General features: G+C 40.6%; 20 protein-coding genes. 10 read left to right on the forward strand and 10 right to left on the reverse strand.

All coding sequences use genetic code 11. The annotated features are described in order from the left end of the window. The first annotated feature begins 15 nt into the window (after window positions 1-15). Window positions 16-882 (forward strand): lipase family protein, encoded by an 867-nt coding sequence (locus tag Q7674_RS04550; RefSeq protein ID WP_045062295.1) that lies wholly within the window; start codon window positions 16-18, stop codon window positions 880-882. Window positions 883-893: 11 nt separating this feature from the next. Here the strand turns inward: Q7674_RS04550 and Q7674_RS04555 are convergent, their stop codons facing one another. Continuing rightward, window positions 894-1,442 carry a flavodoxin family protein gene (locus tag Q7674_RS04555; protein ID WP_008989469.1) on the reverse strand — a complete coding sequence of 183 codons (549 nt, stop codon included), beginning with the start codon at window positions 1,440-1,442 and terminating at the stop codon, window positions 894-896. A gap of 169 nt (window positions 1,443-1,611) precedes the next feature. On the opposite strand from Q7674_RS04555, the gene Q7674_RS04560 reads away from it, so the two are divergent. The 3 genes from Q7674_RS04560 to Q7674_RS04570 all read left to right on the forward strand — a co-directional run bounded on the left by Q7674_RS04560 (window position 1,612) and on the right by Q7674_RS04570 (window position 4,268). Further along, window positions 1,612-2,109 carry a cyclin-dependent kinase inhibitor 3 family protein gene (locus Q7674_RS04560; RefSeq protein ID WP_023935171.1) on the forward strand — a complete coding sequence of 166 codons (498 nt, stop codon included), beginning with the start codon at window positions 1,612-1,614 and terminating at the stop codon, window positions 2,107-2,109. A gap of 234 nt (window positions 2,110-2,343) precedes the next feature. After that, on the forward strand, window positions 2,344-3,816 hold the full coding sequence (locus Q7674_RS04565) for a DASS family sodium-coupled anion symporter (protein WP_045062294.1): 1,473 nt from the start codon (window positions 2,344-2,346) through the stop codon (window positions 3,814-3,816). A gap of 152 nt (window positions 3,817-3,968) precedes the next feature. Then, on the forward strand, window positions 3,969-4,268 hold the full coding sequence (locus Q7674_RS04570; protein ID WP_305421861.1) for a hypothetical protein: 300 nt from the start codon (window positions 3,969-3,971) through the stop codon (window positions 4,266-4,268). Window positions 4,269-4,373: 105 nt separating this feature from the next. On the opposite strand, the gene Q7674_RS04575 is transcribed toward Q7674_RS04570, so the two are convergent. Together Q7674_RS04575 and cutA are read right to left on the reverse strand one after the other, a co-directional pair. Further along, window positions 4,374-5,396 carry a methylenetetrahydrofolate reductase gene (locus Q7674_RS04575; RefSeq protein ID WP_008989478.1) on the reverse strand — a complete coding sequence of 341 codons (1,023 nt, stop codon included), beginning with the start codon at window positions 5,394-5,396 and terminating at the stop codon, window positions 4,374-4,376. Window positions 5,397-5,660: 264 nt separating this feature from the next. After that, on the reverse strand, window positions 5,661-5,978 hold the full coding sequence (gene cutA, locus Q7674_RS04580) for a divalent-cation tolerance protein CutA (RefSeq protein WP_060989142.1): 318 nt from the start codon (window positions 5,976-5,978) through the stop codon (window positions 5,661-5,663). 196 nt (window positions 5,979-6,174) lie between these two features. Between cutA and Q7674_RS04585 the strand changes: the two genes are divergently transcribed. Both Q7674_RS04585 and Q7674_RS04590 read left to right on the forward strand, forming a co-directional pair. Further along, a complete protein-coding gene (locus tag Q7674_RS04585; RefSeq protein ID WP_045062290.1) occupies window positions 6,175-8,298 on the forward strand; it encodes a bifunctional metallophosphatase/5'-nucleotidase in 2,124 nt (707 codons plus the stop codon). A 76-nt stretch (window positions 8,299-8,374) separates the two neighbouring features. Then, window positions 8,375-9,526, forward strand: coding sequence for a YibE/F family protein (locus Q7674_RS04590; protein WP_023935176.1), 1,152 nt, complete (start codon window positions 8,375-8,377; stop codon window positions 9,524-9,526). On the opposite strand, the gene Q7674_RS04595 is transcribed toward Q7674_RS04590, so the two are convergent. The 3 genes from Q7674_RS04595 to Q7674_RS04605 all read right to left on the reverse strand — a co-directional run bounded on the left by Q7674_RS04595 (window position 9,516) and on the right by Q7674_RS04605 (window position 11,067). Next, window positions 9,516-9,968 carry a GNAT family N-acetyltransferase gene (locus Q7674_RS04595; protein ID WP_045062276.1) on the reverse strand — a complete coding sequence of 151 codons (453 nt, stop codon included), beginning with the start codon at window positions 9,966-9,968 and terminating at the stop codon, window positions 9,516-9,518. The two genes, Q7674_RS04590 and Q7674_RS04595, sit on opposite strands and share 11 nt — an antisense overlap. 167 nt (window positions 9,969-10,135) lie before the next feature. Next, on the reverse strand, window positions 10,136-10,438 hold the full coding sequence (locus tag Q7674_RS04600) for an NIPSNAP family protein (protein WP_045062275.1): 303 nt from the start codon (window positions 10,436-10,438) through the stop codon (window positions 10,136-10,138). Between the two features lie 23 nt (window positions 10,439-10,461). Then, window positions 10,462-11,067: a glutathione S-transferase family protein gene (locus tag Q7674_RS04605; RefSeq protein WP_045062273.1), complete on the reverse strand. Its 606-nt coding sequence runs from the start codon at window positions 11,065-11,067 to the stop codon at window positions 10,462-10,464. Window positions 11,068-11,522: 455 nt separating this feature from the next. Between Q7674_RS04605 and Q7674_RS04610 the strand changes: the two genes are divergently transcribed. From Q7674_RS04610 to Q7674_RS04620, 3 genes are all read left to right on the forward strand, one after another. After that, entirely contained in the window at window positions 11,523-12,386 is an 864-nt protein-coding gene (locus tag Q7674_RS04610) for a LysR family transcriptional regulator (protein ID WP_023935180.1), read from the forward strand. Window positions 12,387-12,538: 152 nt separating this feature from the next. Continuing rightward, window positions 12,539-13,228 carry a hypothetical protein gene (locus tag Q7674_RS04615; RefSeq protein ID WP_045062271.1) on the forward strand — a complete coding sequence of 230 codons (690 nt, stop codon included), beginning with the start codon at window positions 12,539-12,541 and terminating at the stop codon, window positions 13,226-13,228. A gap of 216 nt (window positions 13,229-13,444) precedes the next feature. Continuing rightward, entirely contained in the window at window positions 13,445-14,077 is a 633-nt protein-coding gene (locus Q7674_RS04620) for an SDR family NAD(P)-dependent oxidoreductase (protein ID WP_439788034.1), read from the forward strand. 401 nt (window positions 14,078-14,478) lie between these two features. On the opposite strand, the gene Q7674_RS04625 is transcribed toward Q7674_RS04620, so the two are convergent. The 3 genes from Q7674_RS04625 to Q7674_RS04635 all read right to left on the reverse strand — a co-directional run bounded on the left by Q7674_RS04625 (window position 14,479) and on the right by Q7674_RS04635 (window position 19,531). Continuing rightward, window positions 14,479-15,282, reverse strand: a complete 804-nt coding sequence (locus Q7674_RS04625; protein ID WP_045062267.1) for a RecX family transcriptional regulator — start codon at window positions 15,280-15,282, stop codon at window positions 14,479-14,481. A gap of 149 nt (window positions 15,283-15,431) precedes the next feature. After that, window positions 15,432-17,615, reverse strand: a complete 2,184-nt coding sequence (katG, locus tag Q7674_RS04630; RefSeq protein WP_305421866.1) for a catalase/peroxidase HPI — start codon at window positions 17,613-17,615, stop codon at window positions 15,432-15,434. Between the two features lie 524 nt (window positions 17,616-18,139). After that, window positions 18,140-19,531, reverse strand: coding sequence for a sensor histidine kinase (locus tag Q7674_RS04635; protein ID WP_052679846.1), 1,392 nt, complete (start codon window positions 19,529-19,531; stop codon window positions 18,140-18,142). Between the two features lie 384 nt (window positions 19,532-19,915). On the opposite strand from Q7674_RS04635, the gene Q7674_RS04640 reads away from it, so the two are divergent. Continuing rightward, a complete protein-coding gene (locus Q7674_RS04640; protein ID WP_230625480.1) occupies window positions 19,916-20,554 on the forward strand; it encodes a hypothetical protein in 639 nt (212 codons plus the stop codon). Window positions 20,555-20,642: 88 nt separating this feature from the next. On the opposite strand, the gene Q7674_RS04645 is transcribed toward Q7674_RS04640, so the two are convergent. Further along, window positions 20,643-21,308 (reverse strand): response regulator transcription factor, encoded by a 666-nt coding sequence (locus Q7674_RS04645; protein ID WP_045062263.1) that lies wholly within the window; start codon window positions 21,306-21,308, stop codon window positions 20,643-20,645. Window positions 21,309-21,425: the final 117 nt, after the last annotated feature.

Below are 21,425 nucleotides of genomic sequence, written 5' to 3' on the forward strand. Positions count from 1 at the left end.
CAATCAAAGCGCATTATGAAAAAGCTAAAGCGTTATCAATACGAGCAATATGCGATTTTGTGCCACCTTGCCTATCCTGACGACTTTGATCATACCCAATACGGTTTTTTACCCGAAGGCAGAGAAGAAATCATCGATCGCTGGGGACGACCTATTATTCGTATCTTATGGGGAGAAAGTAATGAAGTGGTTTTGGTATTTAAAGGCTCACAAAATATCTGGGACTGGTTGCTAAACCTTGCCTGTTTTCCCAAAAAAGTCATCACTGCAAACAAACCGTATTATGTTCATTGGGGTTATCATTATTTGATCAATCAAAAGAGCATCCATCGAAATTACGCTTTTCACCAATACCACCCTGATCTTAGCGACAGTCAAAAAGCTGATATATTTCAAGCCACTCAGCTACCTCACTATCGCCAACATGCCGCCAATAGCAATATTATTAAGCAAATCCAGCACATTGTTGCGCCTTTAATCGCATCCGGCAAACATATTAGTTTAACCGGACACTCCTCTGGTGGTGCTATGGCAGTGCTCAGTGCAAATTATCTTTATCAACACTTCCCCCAAGCCATAAAACGTGTGGTTACTTTTGGACAACCTGCCACTGGCTTTTGGAGCTTTAAAAAACACTACCCGCTTAACCACCAGACCTACCGAATTTGCTGTGATTTAGATATCGTGACCTTTTTGCCTGCCATTCCATTTATGCACTGGCATGTTGGTCAAATGCTCTGGTTACACAACGGTAAAATTTATCAAAACATCCCTACAATTATCAGGCTATCACGCTCAATTATTAGCTGGATAATGCGCCCTTTCAGCTATCACTTCATGCAAAAATACATACGTAACAAAGACTTTTTTGATAAGCACTGAGATAAACCAACTTACTTAATGAACTGATAAATACGGCGAGCTAAATATTTCGCTGTATTAATATCTTCATCAAAAGGCTTCCCCTCTTTTGAGGTAGCAATCACACCCGCCTGACAACCTAATCGATTTACCTTTAGCTCATTATAATTCGATGGCATGTCCAACCCCATCCATATCATGCCATGCTGTGATGCCAATATTTGGAAGTACCTTAGAGTTTCAGATTGATCGCCATTTTCAGAACCGCCAGACGTCATTCCTGCTGCAATTTTTCCCGCTAGTTTCTGTTCAGACCATATATCACTAGTAGCATCAGCAAAGGCTTTGAACTGTGCCGCGACAGATCCCATATAAGTTGGAGAGGCAAAAATAATCGCTTGGCAGTCCTGTAGTTTTTTCATCAAATCATTATTAACAAATCGCCCTCCGATAATTTCTGTTCCCATTATCTTATGCGTAATCATCTCTACAGGCTCTGATGCTAACTCATTACAAAAAGCATCGACTAAAACTTCCGTGATACCTGTGTTCGAGAAATAAACAATACCTATCGCTTTCATTAAAAGATCCTTATTAAGTGTGTAAATCTCAACACAAGATAAAACCTCAAGTTAACCTGAGGTCAAACATTAATGACAATTTTTAAATCAATACATATGAATAATCATATATGTAATAATTGCAGTGTATAACTGTTTAGAAATAGAAAAGACAATAAGGAAATACCGCATGACACATCCAACATGGGAATTACCAATAAGCAATAATTCAGCAGGATTGGTACTCACTCCTTGTCCAGGAACAAAGGGCACGCCATTAATTGAAAGCATTGATCAACTGAAAGCACAAGGTGTCACAATTGTTGTCACTGCATTAAGCATGAAGGAAATGGAAGCAAAGAACGTTGGTCTTTTACCACTAGTTGTTCAGCAAGTCGGACTTAAATGGTTCAATACCCCAATTGAAGATGATTGCGCACCAGATGAAAGTTTTCAGCCACATTGGGATGCAATCTCCCCTGCACTTCACCAAGCATTGGATAATGGTGAAAAGGTCGCACTACATTGTATGGGCGGCTCAGGTCGAACAGGATTACTTGCCGCTCACCTGTTATTAGAGAAACAGTGGCAACTTGACGATGTCATTACTCAAGTTCAAGCACTTAGACCAAACGCTTTTACTAAAGAAGTACAGGCAGAATATATTCGTAACCTTACTCACCAATAAGTGACAACTTCCTTTATTCTTTATATGTTCTGTGAAATAGACATTGTTAGTTAATTATGAGAGTCAGTATCTAATGCTGGCTCGACTTCGAAACAATATTTGTCTGAATATCTAACACATTGAGTATTACTTTATTCAATATAGACAGAAGAAATAACCAGTGATCCAGATCATAGGCATACAATTGTTTTTAAAATACTATTTAAGCATAATACAATTACTGTTGAGCTTAGTATGGAACACGCGAAACAATCTTCAGCTATAGCCAGTCCTAAAGAACCGCTATTAGCGATAAAACTAATACCCTCTCTTGCTATCATTCTTTTAAGTATTATCGCTTGGCAATTTGCTCCACCCTCGGGACTATCACTCGCTGCTTACCACACCGCAATCATCTTCATTGCTACCATTGCTGCCATTGTCGCAAACGTACTCCCTACTGGTGCTGTTGCCGTTATTTCAGTTTCTGTTTATGCCGTGCTACATGCAGGCGGTGAAACCTCTGCTAAAGCTGCGATTATGGCAGCCACCAGCAACTTTAATAATGTCCTGATTTGGTTAATCGTCATTGCCTTTATGATCGCCCGAGCCTTTGCTAAAACTGGCTTAGGTCGTCGTATTGCATTGGTGTTGTTAAGCTTATTTGGTCAATCATCACTGCGTATTGCTTACTGTTTAGGGGTTGCCGATTTCTTAATTGCCCCTGCGACACCAAGTAATACTGCACGCTCTGCCATTGTTTCTCCGATTGCCGACTCATTAGCAAAAACCATCAACAAAGACGATACCAAATTAGGTAAATACTTAATCTCGTCTGTTAGTGCTATGAACGATGCGTCAGCTGTGGGTTTTCAAACCGGCTTTGCAGGTAACTTAGCATTGGTTGGTATTGCCAGCTCAGTTGCTGGGATCACAATGACATTCACCCACTGGGCAATGTACTTATTAATTCCTGCACTTACGCTACTGCTAACCATCCCATTCATTCTGTACAAATTTATTAACCCAGAAACAAAACAAACCCCAGAAGCACCAAAATTTGCCCGTGCTGAATTAAAGAAAATGGGCAAAGTGACTCAAGCTGAGTGGAAACTAATTGCGGTATTCATTGCTTTGATTGTGATGTGGGTTGGCGGTAAAGCTTTAAGTCTTCACTCAACCACGGCTGCGTTTATTGGTTTATCTGCCCTACTCGTACTTGGCGTTTTAAATTGGAACGACGTTAAAGCAGAGAAAGGCGCTTGGGATACCTTAATTTGGTTCGCTGTATTAATGGGCATGGCAAGCCAGCTAAAAACCTTAGGCTTTACTGGCTGGGTCGGTCATGGCGTATCAGATATGATCAGTAGCGGCATGGGTAATGCAGGCCCTACATTAATTCTGATCGTGATGATGAGTTTCTACCTGTTAACCGCTTACTTCTTTGCCTCAGGTACAGCAAAAGTCGTGGCATTAGGTCCTGTTATCATCGGTTCATTAATGGCATTAGGTGTGAACCCATTAATTGCGATTCTCGCCGTTGCGGGTATTACCAATATCGGTTGTAACCTAACCACTTACAGCCATGCACGTAACCCGTTGTTAATGGGCTATCAATACCACAACGATAAAGAATGGATGAAGATCGGTTTGGTGATTTCCATCGGTGGCGCAATCATCTTTATGACTTCAGGTCTAGTTTGGTGGTCGATACTGGGTTTAATGTAATTGAACTATTACCGCTCACTGAGCACTAATAAATAACAATAATGGCTACCTAGATGGTAGCCATTTTGCCATTATAATTTGAACAATTGTCTGAGGCTATCAAACGCAACAGCACGTCACAGCGTTCAAATCAGCAGAAAAAGGAATGGATTGTGAGAACTCTACTATTATCGGTATTACTGCTATTCTCTGCCTCCTCATGGAGTGCCAGCTACTGCCTAAAAACAACCTTAGGTGACTATGTTTGCCCACCGCCTTTTGACCATATTTATGCAGATAAACTTAGCAATCCACTGTGTGGTAAAGGGCAATGCATCGAAGATCAACAAGGTAACTACCAATGTTCTAAGCAAGATGGTGGCTTTGCGATCAAAAACCAAATGGGTGATATTTTATGTACTGGTGGTTGTGAGCCTGCCAGCGAGAAGAATTGTCAAATCCCTAAACCTTAATCCCATAGATTATAGATTAGATACAAAAATGGCTACCGCTCTTTCAAGTCGGTAGCCATTATATAACGTTGTATTTAGCTAATTACGCTTTCTCACTAAAACAAGTTAAACCGATGCTTGTTTATTTGCGCGAGCTTTACGTTTTAACACACGGAATTCATGTTTTGCTAAGTGACTATCCATTGATGAACGTAGCAACTTGTACAGCAGAATCGAACCATCAATTTCTTCTTTACGGTTAGTTAAGCTTTCAATGTTCAAGCCCAGCGGTAAGTCATACTCCACAACTGCATCTAAGATCTGATTTAAGCTGTTACAACACATCTTAATCGACTCATGCAGTGGGTTTTCTGCATTTAGAATACGTAAACTGGTTGCTTCAGGAACGCTCACCCCTAGCCACTCAATAAACTCCAGTGTTTTCGCACTGCCACAAGGTGAGAAAGTTAAGATAATACGCTGTGGTTTTAAGCCTTGCTCTTTACACTCGATCGCATAGCGAGTCAGGATATCAATGGTCGCTTGGGTGTCGTAAATCGCTTGAGAAATAAAGAAATTACAACCTTGCTTATACTTTTCAATTAAACGCTCATGCTCATTACCTTTCTTAGCATGACGTTCAGCAATCATAATGCCGCCAGTAAAGAAGTTATTACGGTTATCCGCCAAGGTTTGGTAAGCCGCTGATAATGGTAACGACACCTCATTTTTCGCTGACGGGCTACCCACTAGCACCATGTCACGAACACGGTATTCATCCCACGCTTCATTTAGCCACGCATCAAACTCTTCAGTTTCCGACTGCACCACACTCTTATAAGTGATCACAGGCTTATCTGTTTTCTTATTTAACAGCGATGAGTAATGACGCGGATCATGGGTAGACTTAAATGGGAACGGGCGTGGCTTATTAGTACGTGAAGCTTCATCTTGAATATCGTAAACAATCAAACCATCAATGGCTAAATCACAAATACGATCCACAAGGCGATCAGCAATGCCTTCCACATCTTCAAGTGGTGTGCTGGTTTTAGGTGGCGTTGTGCCAATGAAATAAACGCCGCGTGTAATGTCGTTATAACGTACACGTAGTTCAGATTCTTGTGATGATAGGTATTGATCCGACATAAATTACCACTTCCCTGTTATCGCAGTAAGCTAATCTGGCTCTACTGCTTAATTTGTCTCAAACCTCAGCCAATCTCTGCTGAGGTTTATCTCATCCTTGTGCGTTGCAGCTTACCTTTATGATTTATCTCGCCAATTTTTCGAGCTACATAAAGCCTAAGCCATTAGTTTTTATCAAATCTGCAACACAATATATGCTTTAGTTTTACCTAAACCCTTTAGATAAATCAAAGAAAAGTCACTGATTTTATATAAGTGATTAAATTAACGACATTCTTTATCGATCCAAGCAAGGTAGTCACCTAATCCATTGGTGATCGGTAATTGGATAATTTCAGGGGTTTCGTAATCGTGAAATTGTAAAATTGTCGCTTTTACTTGCTCAAATAATGCCGCTTTGGTTTTGATCATCACTTGATGTTCTTGATCGCAATTGACCTCACCTTGCCAGTGATAATAAGACTGGATCGGCATAACCTGCACACAAGCCGCTAAACGCTGGTTGATCAACTCATCGATAATGGTTTTACCCACAGACGGATTGGCAAATGTGGTCATCACCACACAATATTGTTCAGTCATTCTTTTTACTCTTCTAAATATTTATTTTTTGCTGTCAAATCATTCACCCCAAAAATATTGAAGCAAGATTAAATTATCAGCACGAATGACACAGCCATTATATTGCTCTGACATTGCGCTTACATTCGCTCTCTATTATCGCGCGGTTTCTTCCCTACAAAGAAACTATCTTTTTATTCGCTAAGGAACTCGAATAGTGAGCAAATTTAAAATTCTATCATTAAGCCTCGCGGTATCTATTGCTCTGTTTGGCTGTAATGACGACGAACACCACCACCATGACGACAACAAAGTTATCGATGGACAAACGCTAACTAACACGCCAGAAGTCGTGACCAAAAGCGATAAGAAAGTTAGCAAGCAAACCATTACTTTAGCCGCAACTTCCGACCTACACGGACGCCTACGTGGTTATGACTATGCCATTGATGCAGAAGACAAACATGCTGGTTTAACTCGTATTGCCACTATCTTAGAGCAACAACGCACTTTAGATCCTAATCTTATTCTTTTTGATATTGGTGATACGGTTCAAGGTAACTCAGCACAGCTTTTCAATGATATGGAAACGCACCCAATGATTGAAGCTCTGCAATACCTTGATTACGACCTATGGGTACCGGGTAACCACGAATTTAACTTCGATCGTTCATTCGTTGATCGTAACTTAGAAAACTTTGATGGCGCAGTAATTTCTAGCAACATCAAATGGGAATCTAACAACGAAAACTACCTACGTGGTTTCCAAATCTTCAACGTGAACGGCTGTAAAGTTGCTGTAATTGGCCTCACACCGTCATACGTACCTAACTGGGAAGCCTCTGCACCGGAACACTTCAAAGGCTTAAAATTTGAAGATGAGCTAGTCGCAACAAGTGCTGTGGTTGATGATGTGATTGCACGCCATCAACCTGACATTATTGTAGGCGCTCTTCACCTAGGTCGTACTGATCAAGGTGTAGGTGTTTACAATATTGCTGCAGAGCTTGCAGATAAATTCGATGTCATCATGGCAGGTCATGAGCACGCAACCTACATTGAAACCGTGAAAAAAGGCGATCCTAACGGTACAGATATCAGTGTGAAAAGTGGTTTAGTTGAAGACAAAGCTAAATCAGGCACTTACAACGAAAGTAACCGTCATGAATCAGTGAAAATCATTGAACCGGGTAAATGGGGTTCAGATTTAGCGATGGCGAAAATTAACGTTGAAAAAGATGCGTCTGGTAAATGGAAAATTATTGATACCACCCTATCTAATCTTGATACCAAAGAGATCGCAGAAGATCAGAACATGGTTGATGAATACCAAGATATTCATGACCGTTCTGTAGATGATGCGCGCGAAACGTTAGGTAAAGTAGACGGTGACTTCGTAAATGGCGGTGGCGCTGATGAAGCAACAAATGATGACTACTTTGTTGATGACTTAGGTACACGTCTATACAGCACCATTCATAAAGCAAAAGTACAAGACAGCGCACTGATAGACCTAATTCAATTTATTGAGCGTGAAAAATCAGGTGCGACAATTTCTGCAGCAGCGTTATTTAGCGACACTTCTAACCTACGCGATGGTCAAGACTATCAACGCAAAGACTCAGCAAACCTATACAAATACGACAACGCATTAATTGGTGTAAACATCACGGGTGCAAACCTGAAAAAGTACATGGAGTGGTCATACAACTACTTCAATACTTACAAAGAAGGTGATTTAACTGTTTCATTTAATCCAGACGTTCAAGCGTATAACTACGACTTATTCGATGGTGCTATTGAATACACAGTCGATCTTACAAAACCTACTGGTGAACGCGTTGATATTACCCTTGTTGACGGTAAAGCGTTTGATCCAAATGCGAAGTACAAACTGGCACTGAACTCATACCGTTTTGGTACTCAAGGTGTTCCAAACGGTTGGTTTACTAAAGATGATGTGTTCTACGATTCAAGCGACGCAACGGTTCCAGCAATCCGCGATATGATCACTGCTTATGTAACAGAACATAACGGTATTAGTATCAACGATGAGCACCTAAACACCACTCATAACTGGCAAATTAAGCAGTTAGCACCAAATGGTGAAATCACACAGAACCGTGCTAATAGCGATATCTGGAAGCAGTTTACTAATCAACAACTGTGTATTCACATCAATCCAGATAACGTGAAATACCCAAGTATTAGCCATGCGTTAAACATGAACGATCCAACCAGTTATTTCGAGAACAAAGCCTATAAAGCAGATGGAAGTGCGACAAAAGAAGCGCTCAACCTCGGCTGTAGCTGGACAAACGATCCAAATAACAAAAGCTAGTCATACATAGCTTTAGCACCCTAAGCGGTAGATATTCTCTACCGCTTTTTTCTCTCTGATTATCTCTGTGAGCCACATGTTCCAAAAATACATTTTCCCGCTGATCATATTAGCGCTATCAACAGCGATTTTTGTTTTCTCACCCGTGTTAAGTCAGTCTTTTCACCCTAAGAAGACTCAATCACAACACTTTGTTTCTGCTAAAGTCGAAAACATCTTAGATGAAAATGTATTTGAAGATGATTTAGCGCCAGGTATCTATCGCGGTACACAACACCTAAAAATCAAAGTGCTTGAAGGTGAACATGAAAATGAAACCGTTGAAATCAATAACCCGCTAAGTCGTCAGCATAATGTGTTATTAAATGAAGGCTCTGAATTTATATTGATGATCCGTGAAACCATTCACGGCAGTCATTTTTGGGCATTTAACCACCAGCGAGCCACTGCCATTTACACCATGGCAGCAGTGTTGATTGGGCTGATTTTAATATTCGGTGGACGTTCAGGTTTTAACGCTGTTATATCTTTATATTTTACCGCCGCCCTCATTATTGGCGTGTTAATTCCAGCTATTTTTAAAGGCATCAATCCAGCACTTGTAACCATTGTATTAATGGCGATCAAAATCATCGTAAACTTCATTCTTGTATCAGGCTTTAACAAAAAGAGCCTGTGCGCAATATTAGGTACTTTAATAGGCGTTATTACGGCGGGTATTTTTGCTCAAACCTTTGGCGAATGGGCGCACTTATCCGGTATTTACCTCGATAAAGGTGAAGATGTGATTTACCTTGCCGCCAATCATCCAATCCAAGTCCGCTGGCTGATGTTTGTCACCATCATGATTGCAGCACTTGGCGCTGTAATGGACGTGGCTATTTCCATTGCCTCTTCATATCAAGAGTTACAACAAGCCAATCCCACACTAACACCAAGGCAGCTTATGTTATCTAGCATGAACATAGGCAAAGACATTATGGGAACCATGACGAATACGTTGATTTTAGCGTTCGCAGGTAGTTCCCTCACCACCATAATGATGGTTTGGGGGCTCTCAATGCCTGTAGAACAGTTCATCAATACCCCAGTGATCGCTTTAAGCATTATTCACGGTTTAGCAGGCAGCATCGGAATTGTGCTTACCATTCCCTTTACTGCCTTTATTGCTAGTAAAATCTTTGACCACCAGAGCAATGAAAAGCTAACAACAAATGCTATGCGTTAACATGCTTTAGATAAGTAAAAAACTCAGTGTCTTTCTCGTAGTGATTTCTTTCATATAAGTTCTGCGCTTTTAAGTTATCGACAGCAGTACTTAGCATAATGAAAGAGGCCTGAGTTTCTTTCGCTAGCTGATCAGCACGATCAAGCAGCAATTGCGCAACCCCATGTTGTCGAGCAAATTCCGCCACAAACAGATCGTAAAGCAACCAAGTGCGATTCATTTCAAGTGAGCAAAACAGCGGATATAACTGAGTAAAACCAACATATTGCCCTTGCTCATCAACCACGAAGTAAATAACCGACTCTTTATTTCCTAAGCGTTGTTGCAGATATTGAAGTGGGTTTTTCTCACTATAATCAACTTCATAAAACGTCAGATATGCCTCATACAAGGGCGCAACATGCGCTAAATCATCCAAGGTTGCTTCTTTAACCGTAAACATACATACACCTTTCTTTGCTTAGATTCTTCTCCCCCATTAATACCAATCATAGCCACCCACTGACAAACAAACTGAGATTGAATTTTTAATGCTAGTCGCTCACGGAAATGCCCAAGTCACAACACTGCTTGTGGTGTGCCAACGTCATGTTTCGTCAATCCTCTAATTCAAAGCATCGGCTTAAAAAAGCTACGTTCATAGCTGATAATGCAATCTGTCTGCTCTGCAAATTTATACGCCTCTATACATTCAGGATCGAAGATAGAGTCTGTTCGATACTGTTCATAAGCAGCTAAACTATCAAAACTAAATAAAGCTAAGGCTATGTTATTAGCACCTTCAGATGGAAGGAAATAACCATGATGTTGACCACCGAACTTCTCCACTAATGGCAACCACATACGCCCATATTGCTCAAATTCAATGAGCTTTTTCGGATCAATAACGTATCTGACATAACAAGTAATCATGCCTTTATCCTTGTAATTACATATTAAACAGCTTTTTGCATATCGACATTGGCATGTAACAGCCCCACCGCTTTCAACCAGCGCTTAATGTGTGGGTAGCCAAGTAAATCATAACCACCCTCATCTGCAACATGGGTGTAAGCATACAAAGCAATATCTGCTATTGTGACAGCGTCACCAACAAAATACGGTGTTTGTGCTAATTGCTGCTCCATCACATCCAAGGCTTTATACCCTTTTGCATGTAATGCTTCATACTGTTCGACTCTGTCAGCTGGCATCCCCAAATAGACTTGAATGTAGCGCGCTACCGCAATATAAGGTTCATGAGAATACTGCTCGAAGAACAACCATTGAAAGACTTTGGCTTTTAGAAAATTGTCTTGCGGTAAGTACGGTGTATCTTCTGCGAAATAACTTAAAATCGCATTCGACTCATACAACACCCGATCATCATCCAACACCACAACTGGAATTTTGCTATTAGGATTTAGCGCTAAAAATTCAGGTGTATGGGTTTCGTTCTCCAAAATATTAATGTGTTGCCACTGATGCTCAATACCCAGCAGTGACAAAAGCAATTTCACTTTCAAACAGTTTCCCGACTGTAAATCCCCAAAGATAACCATATTCAATCCTTGATTTATATTTAGTTCTATACCCAAGCGACTTCAAGATGCCTGATTCAGAGCGAAGTCACTGAGTTGAATTCAAGGAAGACAACGAAGCGGAATAGCGAGCTCTTTCCAAGTTGTCTGACGCAAGAAGTCGGCTCAGTGACACGCTCCCAAAGGGCGAGCGTCCTTAGCTCTCAGACTTTGTTAACGATTCTCAATGTAGAACCACTATATCTACGAATCGTTGCCGCGCCTGAGAACTAAGGTCGTCTCGCTGAACACTGCATCTTGAGGTTGCTTGGGTATAATCAATTTATTGCTCGAACACTGAATTTACTCTAAACAGCAAATGGCAATTCGACTATCGCAAAATATAAATACCAACTATCAATATTATTGAAGTATTTATTACTTGTTATAAAAACACTTTAAGGCTATGTTTTTATTGCTAATTAAAAGGACTTAATATGGATATTGAAGCATTAAGAAGCTTTTTAGCTTTTGTCGAAACAGGCAGTTTCACCCGCGTTGCTAAACAAAGTTTTCGCTCTCAATCTGCAATCAGTATGCAGATGAAAAAGCTCGAAGATGAACTCAATACTCAGCTATTTACTAAAGATGGGCGAATGTTGGTCTTAACCGAAGACGGACAACGTTTAGCCACGCACGCCACTCAAATTATTGCTACTCACGATGAAGCCTTATTAGAGCTGAAAAATAAACTCCCACAACAAACTATTCACCTCGGCTGCCCTGATGATTATGCCGAATCAGTCTTGCCTCATATCGTCGCATTACTACGTCAAGAATATCCGCATATCAGCTTACAAATCACTTGTGCGCCCAGTGTACGATTAAAAAATTTACTCGATAGTAATCGACTCGATTTAGCCATTGTTACTCGTTCGCCTACCTCGCAAGAAGGCTACTTCTTGCAAACAGATGAAGGCATTTGGGTAGGTTCACCTTCTCATGACATCGTTAACACCCAACCTTTACCTATTGTATTATTCCAACGGGATTGCAAATTCCACGATGCCGCGATTGAAGGCTTCATCAAACGTAATCATCATTACCAACTAATAAGCTGTTGCAGCAGTGCCACCGCCAATAAAGGGCTTGTAAGAAAAGGCTTAGCGATTTCAGCCATGGCAAGATGTAGCATGCCGAGTGATTTAATCGAGCTCTCTGCCCCACATTTACCTAGCTTACCCGTGGTAGATATCGTGTTATCACTACCCAGTAAACCGCATTTATTACTCACACCAGAAAGTATCAACCGCATCATAGATCGTTACCAAAGCGAGCAATTTACGACACAAAAGTGCTAAATACTCGCAATGTTGTGACGTGCAAAAATCTTAATAAAAGTATTACTTTCAAAACAATCAACACATCCAGCCTTAGCTAATCTCAAAAATATAACTTTCGAGATCTGAACAATCTTGTTGCGATCTTTTACGTATAACAACAGGAAAATGCTATGAAAAAATGGAGTGTTTTAGCGTTCTTATCCGCATTATTGATGGGGTGTGGTTCAAACGATGCTGAAGATGTGGTGGTAGACACCATTGGATTAAACATAGATGGTCTATCTAACCAAGAGAAACAACGTTACGCACAAGTATCCACCGATATTAATACCGTGATTATTTACATTGCAGGCCAATGTTTTGATGCCGAATCTGAACGTAACCCCGATATGGAGCTCATAGACTTTAATTGTAATATCGCCAACTACAAAGACAGTGCAAGCCAAGCGCAATACACCAACCTCTCTTTGAACAGTGGTGAACTGGTAGTAACACGTACCGCAAAAAGCGCCTTTAAAATCCAAACCAAAGACAATGTGAAATTCCACGCTGCAAGCATCAGTGATGGCACATTAAACTATCGCTTGGAAGACGATAACGCTATTCACTTTACCGAAAATGAAGCAACCGACACCCACACTGTAACTTTTAGAGGCTTCTTCCGTGATGATAAAACCTTAAATGTTGCCTATTGGACGGTAGAATCTATTTCCTCTAGCCCATTTAGCTATGAAGAAGATACTAACAACCAACATAGCTGGCTTGCTGGCGGTAGCGCGAAACTATCAGGCAAAGACAGTAAAACCTTTGATTGGACGACCAGTACCACAGGGCAAGTAGTACTACCGTTAACGGAATAAAATTAAGCAACTGAGCCTGAACGCCCTCTTTCATCCAAACGCAATTATATAAATCAAAGCGTTGCTATCACTTACTAATATAGCAACGCTTTTTCTTTGCCGAAATCCCCTAAGGCGGACTAATAACAAACAGATAATCAACCAAACTAATGACTACGCCATTATAATAATGCAAACTATTATCATTACCGTTTTTTTGAGATGGATTTTTACATAATGAATATTGCAATTTGGGGTGCTTCAAGTGGATTAGGCGCAGCAATGGTAGACTACTATCATGCACAAGGTATGAATGTTATCGCCATTGCACGTAACCCTAATAAAAATACCAAGCTTGCCGAGTACAACATCACGTCCATTTGTTGTGACGCAACAGATAAAGAACAAGTTGAAGCGGCTGTTTCTGCTCTGCCCAACAACACTTTTAATATCTCAACAATGGGCAGTTTTCGCTCTGATACTCCCGTTGATTACATTGGACACCGCTATTTAACAAATGCACTTGAACAAAGCACTTCACAACGCTTATTGCTAATTACTTCACTGGGTTGTGGTGATACTTGGAAATACCTATCAGAGCGTGCCAAGGTAGGTTTTGGCAGCGCGGTACGTGAAAAAACACTCGCAGAAGCTTGGCTACAAAGCAGCAGTTTGAATTACACGATTCTTCGACCTGGCGGACTTAAAGATGGCGAGCCAACTCACCAAGGCGAGCTATCACAACACACAGAAGTGCATGGCGCGATTACTCGAGGAGAAGTCGCACGATTAAGCCATGAATTGCTGTTAAGCAGTGATGCTAAAGGTCAGATTTTCCAGTGTGTTGATCCCAATATCGCCCCTTATTAACGATTACGTGATTAACAGAGTAAGAACCAAAACTGGTTGATAAAAGTTAATAAAAAAGTCCAATTTTAAAATTTAATACCTATAGTTTATAGTTACTTGAACGATCCTAAGATTGCGTAATAATCCCTACCAGCTTCGTTGGTAAGGATTTTTATATGTTAGTTGATGAGTTATTATTCATAAAAGTAAGAAAAGTTTTTAACACGCCTGATTAAAAACTGCGGAGAGATTAAAATTGGTTTATTTTCATGCTATTGGAATTTAAATTCCGTTTTTAACAAGAATATTTTCTTATTAAAAACGAAACTATAACGCTGGAATCAACATATCCATTTATAACTGGATATATACACTCTCATATCAAGAGTGTGGTCATGAAAGAAGCAGAAGTAACACTATTCCTACTCTTCTAACTCGCTGTTGATGACTTCTTTGATTTCATCGTCTGAAAAGCCTTTACTTGATAGGTAACCATAAGCTTTGCTCTTTTCTTTAAAATCGGTGAGATCGTAGCGTTTCTTGGCGAGGGCTAATTGGCAGTTGTAGTAGAAATCTATTTCGCCTGATTCAATGAGTTCATCAAGTACGGTATCGAGCTCTGAGATATCAACATGCTTCATTTTTAGCTCTTGAGCAATTAATGATCGCCCTTTTAGCTTCTTGGCAAGTTTGATCACTTCTGCTTCAAGATTGGCGTTCTTGCCTTTGATTTGCGCTTTGGTCAGTAAGGTATCTGACGCGCTATGCTCTGCAACCCCACGAGAAATGTCATCCATACTAAAACCACGTTTTAATAAGTCATTGACGACTTTCTCAGCCGATGTGGTTGAGAAGTCTTTGAAACGTGCCAAGCGAGTGTTGATCATCGATTGTTCGCAGACGTTCATGCGCTGCATGGTTTCTGTGATGGCTTGCTCTATGGTGAGTTCGTCGATGCCTTTGGTTTTAAGCTTTTGCTGGATGTATTTACGCCCATATTGGCTATTAAATGCTAACTCGCAGAAATGTAATGAAAATGCATGATCGCTTTTTAGGTAACCATAGCCTTTCATTTGCTCAATAACGGTGTCTACCCACGCTTTATTCTCGGTTTTGGCTTCGAGTTTTTGCCTAAGTTCATACTCGGAATGATCACGCAGGTTTAAGTGGTAAATCGCGCTATTAATGACGTTTTGAATGGTGGAGGCAGGATAAGGCTTTTTCATACAACATCGGAGAATTTATAAAAGTTATTGCTATGATAACAGTTTACGGCACTGAAACGAAAAAGAGGCACTCATTGAGCGCCTCTTTGTTTTTTATTGCTAAATTTCTATTTCATACTATTGGCTAGTATTGAGACTTTGCGTTTTGATTAACGGTGTAGATCAAAACGGTCAGCGTTCATTACTTTAACCCAAGCATTTACGAAGTCGTTTACGAACTTCTCTTCTGAGTCAGAACATGCGTAAACTTCTGCAAGTGCACGTAGTTGTGAGTTAGAACCAAATACTAGGTCGACACGTGATGCCATCCACTTCTGCTCGCCAGTCTTACGATCTGTACCTACGAATACATCTTGGTCAACAGAAGTTGGTTTCCACTGTGTTGCCATGTCTAGTAGGTTAACGAAGAAGTCGTTAGTTAATGCTTCTTTACGCTCAGTGAACACACCGTATTCGCTGTTGTCGTAGTTCGCACCTAGTACACGCATACCTGCTACAAGCACTGACATTTCAGGTGCTGTTAGGGTTAGTAGTTGTGCACGGTCTAGTAATAGCTCTTCTGCTGCTACTGTGAACTTCGCTTTTTCAAAGTTACGGAAACCATCAGCGATTGGCTCAAGAACAGCAAATGATTCAACATCTGTCTCTTCTTGTGATGCATCCATACGACCAGCAGTAAATGGAACTGTGATATCACGGCCTGCATTCTTCGCAGCCATTTCCACACCAACACCACCAGCAAGTACGATTAAGTCAGCAAGAGATACTGTTTTCTCGAAGTTTGCTTGAATGCCTTCAAGTACGTTTAGCACTTTCGCTAGTTGCTCAGGTTGGTTAACTTCCCAATCTTTCTGCGGTGCTAGACGAATACGTGCACCGTTTGCACCACCACGCTTGTCTGAACCACGGAATGTAGAAGCAGATGCCCAAGCTGTTGATACTAGCTCGCTGATTGATAGACCAGATGCAGCGATTTCTTGTTTAAGTTTTGCAATGTCAGCATCGTTTACTAGCTCGTGATCAACCGCTGGGATTGGATCTTGCCATGTGAACACTTGTGCTGGTACTTCAGGGCCAAGGTAACGAGATACTGGACCTAAATCACGGTGAGTTAGCTTGAACCATGCACGAGCAAATGCGTCTGCGAACTCTTGTGGTTTTTCGAAGAAGCGACGAGAGATTTTCTCGTATGCTGGGTCGAAACGTAATGCTAAGTCAGTTGTTAGCATAGTTGCTTTGTGCTTCTTCTCTGGGTCAAATGCGTCTGGGTGTACTTCGCCGCCTTTTGATACCCATTGGTAAGCGCCTGCTGGGCTCTTCTCTAGTTCCCACTCGTTGTAGAATAGGCTGCTGAAGAAACCGTTGCTCCACTCTGTTGGTGTTGTTGTCCAGATAACTTCTAGACCACTAGAGATAGTATCTGCACCTTTACCGCTACCGTAGTTTGATGTCCAACCGAAGCCTTGCTCTTCAATTGATGCACCTTCTGGTTCAACACCTACATGTGCTGCATCTGCTGCACCGTGTGTTTTACCGAATGTGTGACCACCAGCGATAAGCGCTACTGTTTCTTCGTCGTTCATTGCCATACGAGCAAATGTTTCACGAATATCGTGTGCTGCTAGTAGTGGATCTGGGTTACCGTCTGGACCTTCTGGGTTAACGTAGATAAGACCCATTTGTACTGCTGCTAGTGGGTTTTCAAGATCACGTTGCTCGCTGTCTTTTTCGTAGCGTGTGTCATCAGCAAGCCATGTTTTTTCTTTACCCCAGTAAACGTCTAGCTCTGGTGCCCAAATGTCTTCACGACCACCAGCGAAACCAAATGTTTTGAAGCCCATTGATTCTAGTGCAACGTTACCAGTTAGAATAATAAGGTCAGCCCAAGAGATCTTGTTGCCGTATTTTTGTTTGATAGGCCAAATTAGACGACGTGCTTTATCAAGGTTTACGTTATCAGGCCAGCTGTTTAGTGGTGCAAAACGTTGGTTACCTGTGCTCGCGCCACCACGACCATCAGCAGTACGGTATGTACCTGCACTATGCCATGCCATACGAATGAAGAAAGGACCGTAGTGACCGAAGTCTGCTGAGTACCAGTCTTGAGAATCTGTCATTAGTTCACGTAGATCTTGCTTAACTGCTTCAAGATCTAGCTTTTTGAATTCAGCGGCATAATCGAAATCTTCGCCCATTGGGTTTGATTTACGATCGTGCTGGTGAAGAATGTCTAGTTTTAATTGGTTTGGCCACCAATCACTTGGAGACGTACCGTTACCTGGGTTAATCGACGGATTTACCGCTTGTGTATTATGGAAAGGACATTTAGACATTGGCGTTCACCTCATTATTCTAATTAGTATTTTTTATCATTAATTCTTTAGCTCCATCCAATATAGCCACAAAGCATTGGACAGCAACGAAATCTGGTTCATTAAAATTGAAATGTTAAATTGGACTTTATTCTTTTTTGGAATTTGTTACTCAAAAAATTAACAGTTACATTTCAATTTCTTCGAGATTAATAAACTGCATCAAAACAAAATATTTAATTTGATATAAATCAATAAATATCATCTTACAAAATCATATCTCGTTCGATGGAGTAAATTTAAAGCAATTTGTTCATCTCATCTAATTCTAAATATCTATTGCTTCAATAGGTTTGGATTATCAATCGATTAAGTTCTTAATGTTTTGTATTCCAAAAAGGAATTCACAAAATCCAACCAACACTTCCCCTGAGGGAATAGCATTTGTAACTACGAAGAAAAAATAAAAAAAGCAGACGGCTTTTCGATGAAAGCGTGTCTGCTTAACTTTGTTTTTTACCAACGTTTTGGATAGTTTTTTGCTATTAGCCGCTAATAGGGAAATACAAAATTATCTGTAATCCCCCCTTTTCAACATTACTGGCTTCAACTTTACCTTTCATCCCATGCATGGCTTCTTTCACAATTGCTAGTCCCAAACCATAACCACCTGATGATTTATCTCGCGCGCCTTTAATCCGCGTAAAGGGATCAAAAATGTGTTTTAAGTGCAGCTCTGGGATCCCGTCACCGTTATCTTTAACCGTGATCGTAACGTAGGATTGCTCATCCACTTGTACTTTAGCCGTTTTAATATAGATGATTGCATTCTCACCCGCATATTTGATCGCATTACCTATTAGGTTTTTGATCGCACGGACTAATAAACGGGTATCAGCAGAAATCAAGGGAAGTTCACGATCTAAGTCTGTCACAATTGTCTGGTTGTTAGCTTTTAAGATTTGGCATTGCTCTGCGGTTGAACTACAAAAACTTTGTACATCAACAGGTACTAAGTTGATTTTCGCAGTCGCATTTTCAAACTGGCTAAATTCTAAAATCTCTGAAACCAATCCATTCATTTCTTCTGATTCTTGCTCTAACCGATCCACTAAATGTAGATATTCTGGTGCGGTGCGTTTTCGCAATAAATGCAGTGACAGGTTATGCCTTGCCAACGGCGTACGTAACTCATGAGACACATCACGGATCAATCGACGCTGCTTTTCGGTTAATAGTTGGATTTGATTCGCCATATTATCGAAATCGGTTGCCAGCTCATTAAACTCTTTCACGCTGTCCCCTAATGCATGAGTGACACGTACAGAGAAATTACCATTCGCCAAATCACGGCTGGCATGACGTAGCGTATCTAACGGCTGTTTTAGGTAACGAGCAATAATGTAGGAAAACATCAAGGTGATCATTAGCGCAATCACTACTTGAATTAAACCAAAATACAGTTTGAAGTGCTTTGCTGGGTGTAATTGATGCGGCAATTGCACCACCAATTTATTGCCATTCTGAAGTGGGATCATAAAAACAGGCTGATTAACACGAGAATCTAAAATCGTATTTAATGTTCTGGCATATTTGAGCTTAAATTCAAAGTGTGGGTGCATTTCTCTAGTGCTGAGTTCATCATTATTTTGATCAAGTACAAAAGCATAATACTTCTGTTTCTCTTCCCACTGTTTTAACGATGCTGGGCTGTTTAGCGCAATCACAGGTTCAACGTCAACCGCCATATTCATGATGTCATGCTGTACCCGGTATGGCACATGCAGCATGGTTTTAACTAGGGCAATTTCAGCAAGATTCTGTAAACCTAAGATCAACAAAAGCCCAATCGTAAAGTAGGAAAAAAGACGGAATACTAAACTTTTGTTGTGTGGAAGCGCGGCGCGTTTCCCTTTGATGGTATTACTAATACTCACTGATTTTTCTCTCTCTACTTATATACCCAAGTAACTTCAAGATGCTATGTTCAGCGAGACGACCTTAGTTCTCAGGCGCGGCAACGATTCGTAGATATAGTAGTTCTACATTGAGAATCGTTAACAAAGTCTGAGAGCTAAGGACGCTCGCCCTTTGGGAGCGTGTCACTGAGCTCTGAATCAGGCATATTGAAGTCACTTGGGTATAACTACTTTTCTTCAATCTAAGATTCAGTGCTTATAGTACTCACTCTGCTCACAAAAACCCGCCTTTAAATAGACGGTTGGTGATTTTTGCATAACAATAGAGTTAGGTTATTACTTTGTATTCTTAACAAAAGTACATAACATTTTTCTGCCATTCATCAAAGTAAAAGGAAGTCTATGATGAAGACGTTACTTGTATTCTTCACCCTGTTGCTAACTGGCTGTTCTTCGGGATTACAGGTCTCCGTTCCTAATAGCTATTTTGAACAAAACAAAGCCACGGGCTATTTGGTTGGATCGTTAGGCGCAAATACAGAATGGCCAAAAACAGGTAAAAACCTTATTAGCACGATCAATATTCGCCCGATCGGCACTGCTCACAATATTACTAACACACTAGATGGCGTTATCACCATTACCAGTAACAATGAAGACGGGCATTTTGAAAATCCCAATGTTAGCGGCCACCTGTTTAGTATTGAGCTACCCGTTGGAGAATATGAAATTTTCAGTATCAAGCTCGAAGGCTCGGATGGTAACAAAACACTGACGACCCAAAATCAGAAAGACATGCATGTGCGCTTTGATATTGAGCCAAATAAAGCAAGCTATATCGGGCAATTTTTAGCGGTTAGCCGTATTGCGAAAAGTGAACTGTGGAACCTGCAATACCCAAGTGGTTATGGCTACCTACAACACAGTTATGATCAATCACGTGATGAATCCTTGTTTACTGAGCATTACCCTGAAAACAAAACAATGCCGTTTAATCTTGAGTTACTGACGTTCTCAAATAACCGTGTACTCAAAAACTAATCTTAACCGATGTATTTATTAAAATAAGGCGATCAAATGATCGCCTTATTTTATTCTGCTTTTCTTTATCAATGGCTCTTAACAGCTTTTATTCCGACACACAGGCAGAGTAGCTATATCCTCGACCACGTACGGTTTTGATGTGCTGTTTCGACATACCCGCTAACACCATCTTTCGACGTATATTACTGATATGCATGTCTAGATTACGATCAAACGGGCTTAGCTCTTTCTTTAATACGACTTTTTGTAATTCGGCTTTCGAGATCACAATTTCGTTATGCTTAATAAGATACTTCAGCAAATCCAACTCTGTACCCGTTAAAGGTAAACGAGATAACTGGCTCTCTAATTCAGGTGTACTTGATGGTAAACATTGTCGCTGACGCTCAAGCCCGACACGACGAAGAATGGCAGAAATACGTGCTAATAACTCTTCGACTTTAAAAGGCTTCACCAAAAACTGATCAGCACCCGCTTGAAGCCCATCAAGCATGGTGGTTTCGTCACCTAATGCGGTTAGCATTAAAATCGGCGTCGCAAAACGTTGGCAAATACGCCTTGCTACCTGCATACCGTCTAAGTTCGGTAACATAACGTCGAGTAAAACCAGATCAACACCTGTCGATTGAAGATATGTCAGTGCAGATTCTCCGCAATGTACACAATTAACCTCATGCCCTTCATCTTCAAGCACTTCTGTTAGCAATGTACATAACTGTACATCATCATCGACAACTAATATTTTTGACACAGCAACTTACCTAGAATTTATGAAGTTGCATATTAATCATCAGGCATTTAAAGCACAACAGTAAAAATAACTATTCTCACTTTCAAATGTAAAAAATTACGACTAAACAAAAAAAGC

The sequence above is a fragment of the Photobacterium leiognathi genome (assembly GCF_030685535.1).
GTDB lineage: Bacteria > Pseudomonadota > Gammaproteobacteria > Enterobacterales > Vibrionaceae > Photobacterium > Photobacterium leiognathi.

Excerpts from the sequence above, each read along its gene's own strand:
- Q7674_RS04550 (WP_045062295.1), top strand. The coding sequence starts at position 16 with ATGAAAAAGCTAAAGCGTTATCAATACGAGCAATATGCGATTTTGTGC.
- Q7674_RS04555 (WP_008989469.1), bottom strand. The coding sequence starts at position 1,442 with ATGAAAGCGATAGGTATTGTTTATTTCTCGAACACAGGTATCACGGAA.
- Q7674_RS04560 (WP_023935171.1), top strand. The coding sequence starts at position 1,612 with ATGACACATCCAACATGGGAATTACCAATAAGCAATAATTCAGCAGGA.
- Q7674_RS04565 (WP_045062294.1), top strand. The coding sequence starts at position 2,344 with ATGGAACACGCGAAACAATCTTCAGCTATAGCCAGTCCTAAAGAACCG.
- Q7674_RS04575 (WP_008989478.1), bottom strand. The coding sequence starts at position 5,396 with ATGTCGGATCAATACCTATCATCACAAGAATCTGAACTACGTGTACGT.
- cutA (WP_060989142.1), bottom strand. The coding sequence starts at position 5,978 with ATGACTGAACAATATTGTGTGGTGATGACCACATTTGCCAATCCGTCT.
- Q7674_RS04590 (WP_023935176.1), top strand. The coding sequence starts at position 8,375 with ATGTTCCAAAAATACATTTTCCCGCTGATCATATTAGCGCTATCAACA.
- Q7674_RS04595 (WP_045062276.1), bottom strand. The coding sequence starts at position 9,968 with ATGTTTACGGTTAAAGAAGCAACCTTGGATGATTTAGCGCATGTTGCG.
- Q7674_RS04600 (WP_045062275.1), bottom strand. The coding sequence starts at position 10,438 with ATGATTACTTGTTATGTCAGATACGTTATTGATCCGAAAAAGCTCATT.
- Q7674_RS04605 (WP_045062273.1), bottom strand. The coding sequence starts at position 11,067 with ATGGTTATCTTTGGGGATTTACAGTCGGGAAACTGTTTGAAAGTGAAA.
- Q7674_RS04610 (WP_023935180.1), top strand. The coding sequence starts at position 11,523 with ATGGATATTGAAGCATTAAGAAGCTTTTTAGCTTTTGTCGAAACAGGC.
- Q7674_RS04615 (WP_045062271.1), top strand. The coding sequence starts at position 12,539 with ATGAAAAAATGGAGTGTTTTAGCGTTCTTATCCGCATTATTGATGGGG.
- Q7674_RS04620 (WP_439788034.1), top strand. The coding sequence starts at position 13,445 with ATGAATATTGCAATTTGGGGTGCTTCAAGTGGATTAGGCGCAGCAATG.
- Q7674_RS04625 (WP_045062267.1), bottom strand. The coding sequence starts at position 15,282 with ATGAAAAAGCCTTATCCTGCCTCCACCATTCAAAACGTCATTAATAGC.
- katG (WP_305421866.1), bottom strand. The coding sequence starts at position 17,615 with ATGTCTAAATGTCCTTTCCATAATACACAAGCGGTAAATCCGTCGATT.
- Q7674_RS04640 (WP_230625480.1), top strand. The coding sequence starts at position 19,916 with ATGATGAAGACGTTACTTGTATTCTTCACCCTGTTGCTAACTGGCTGT.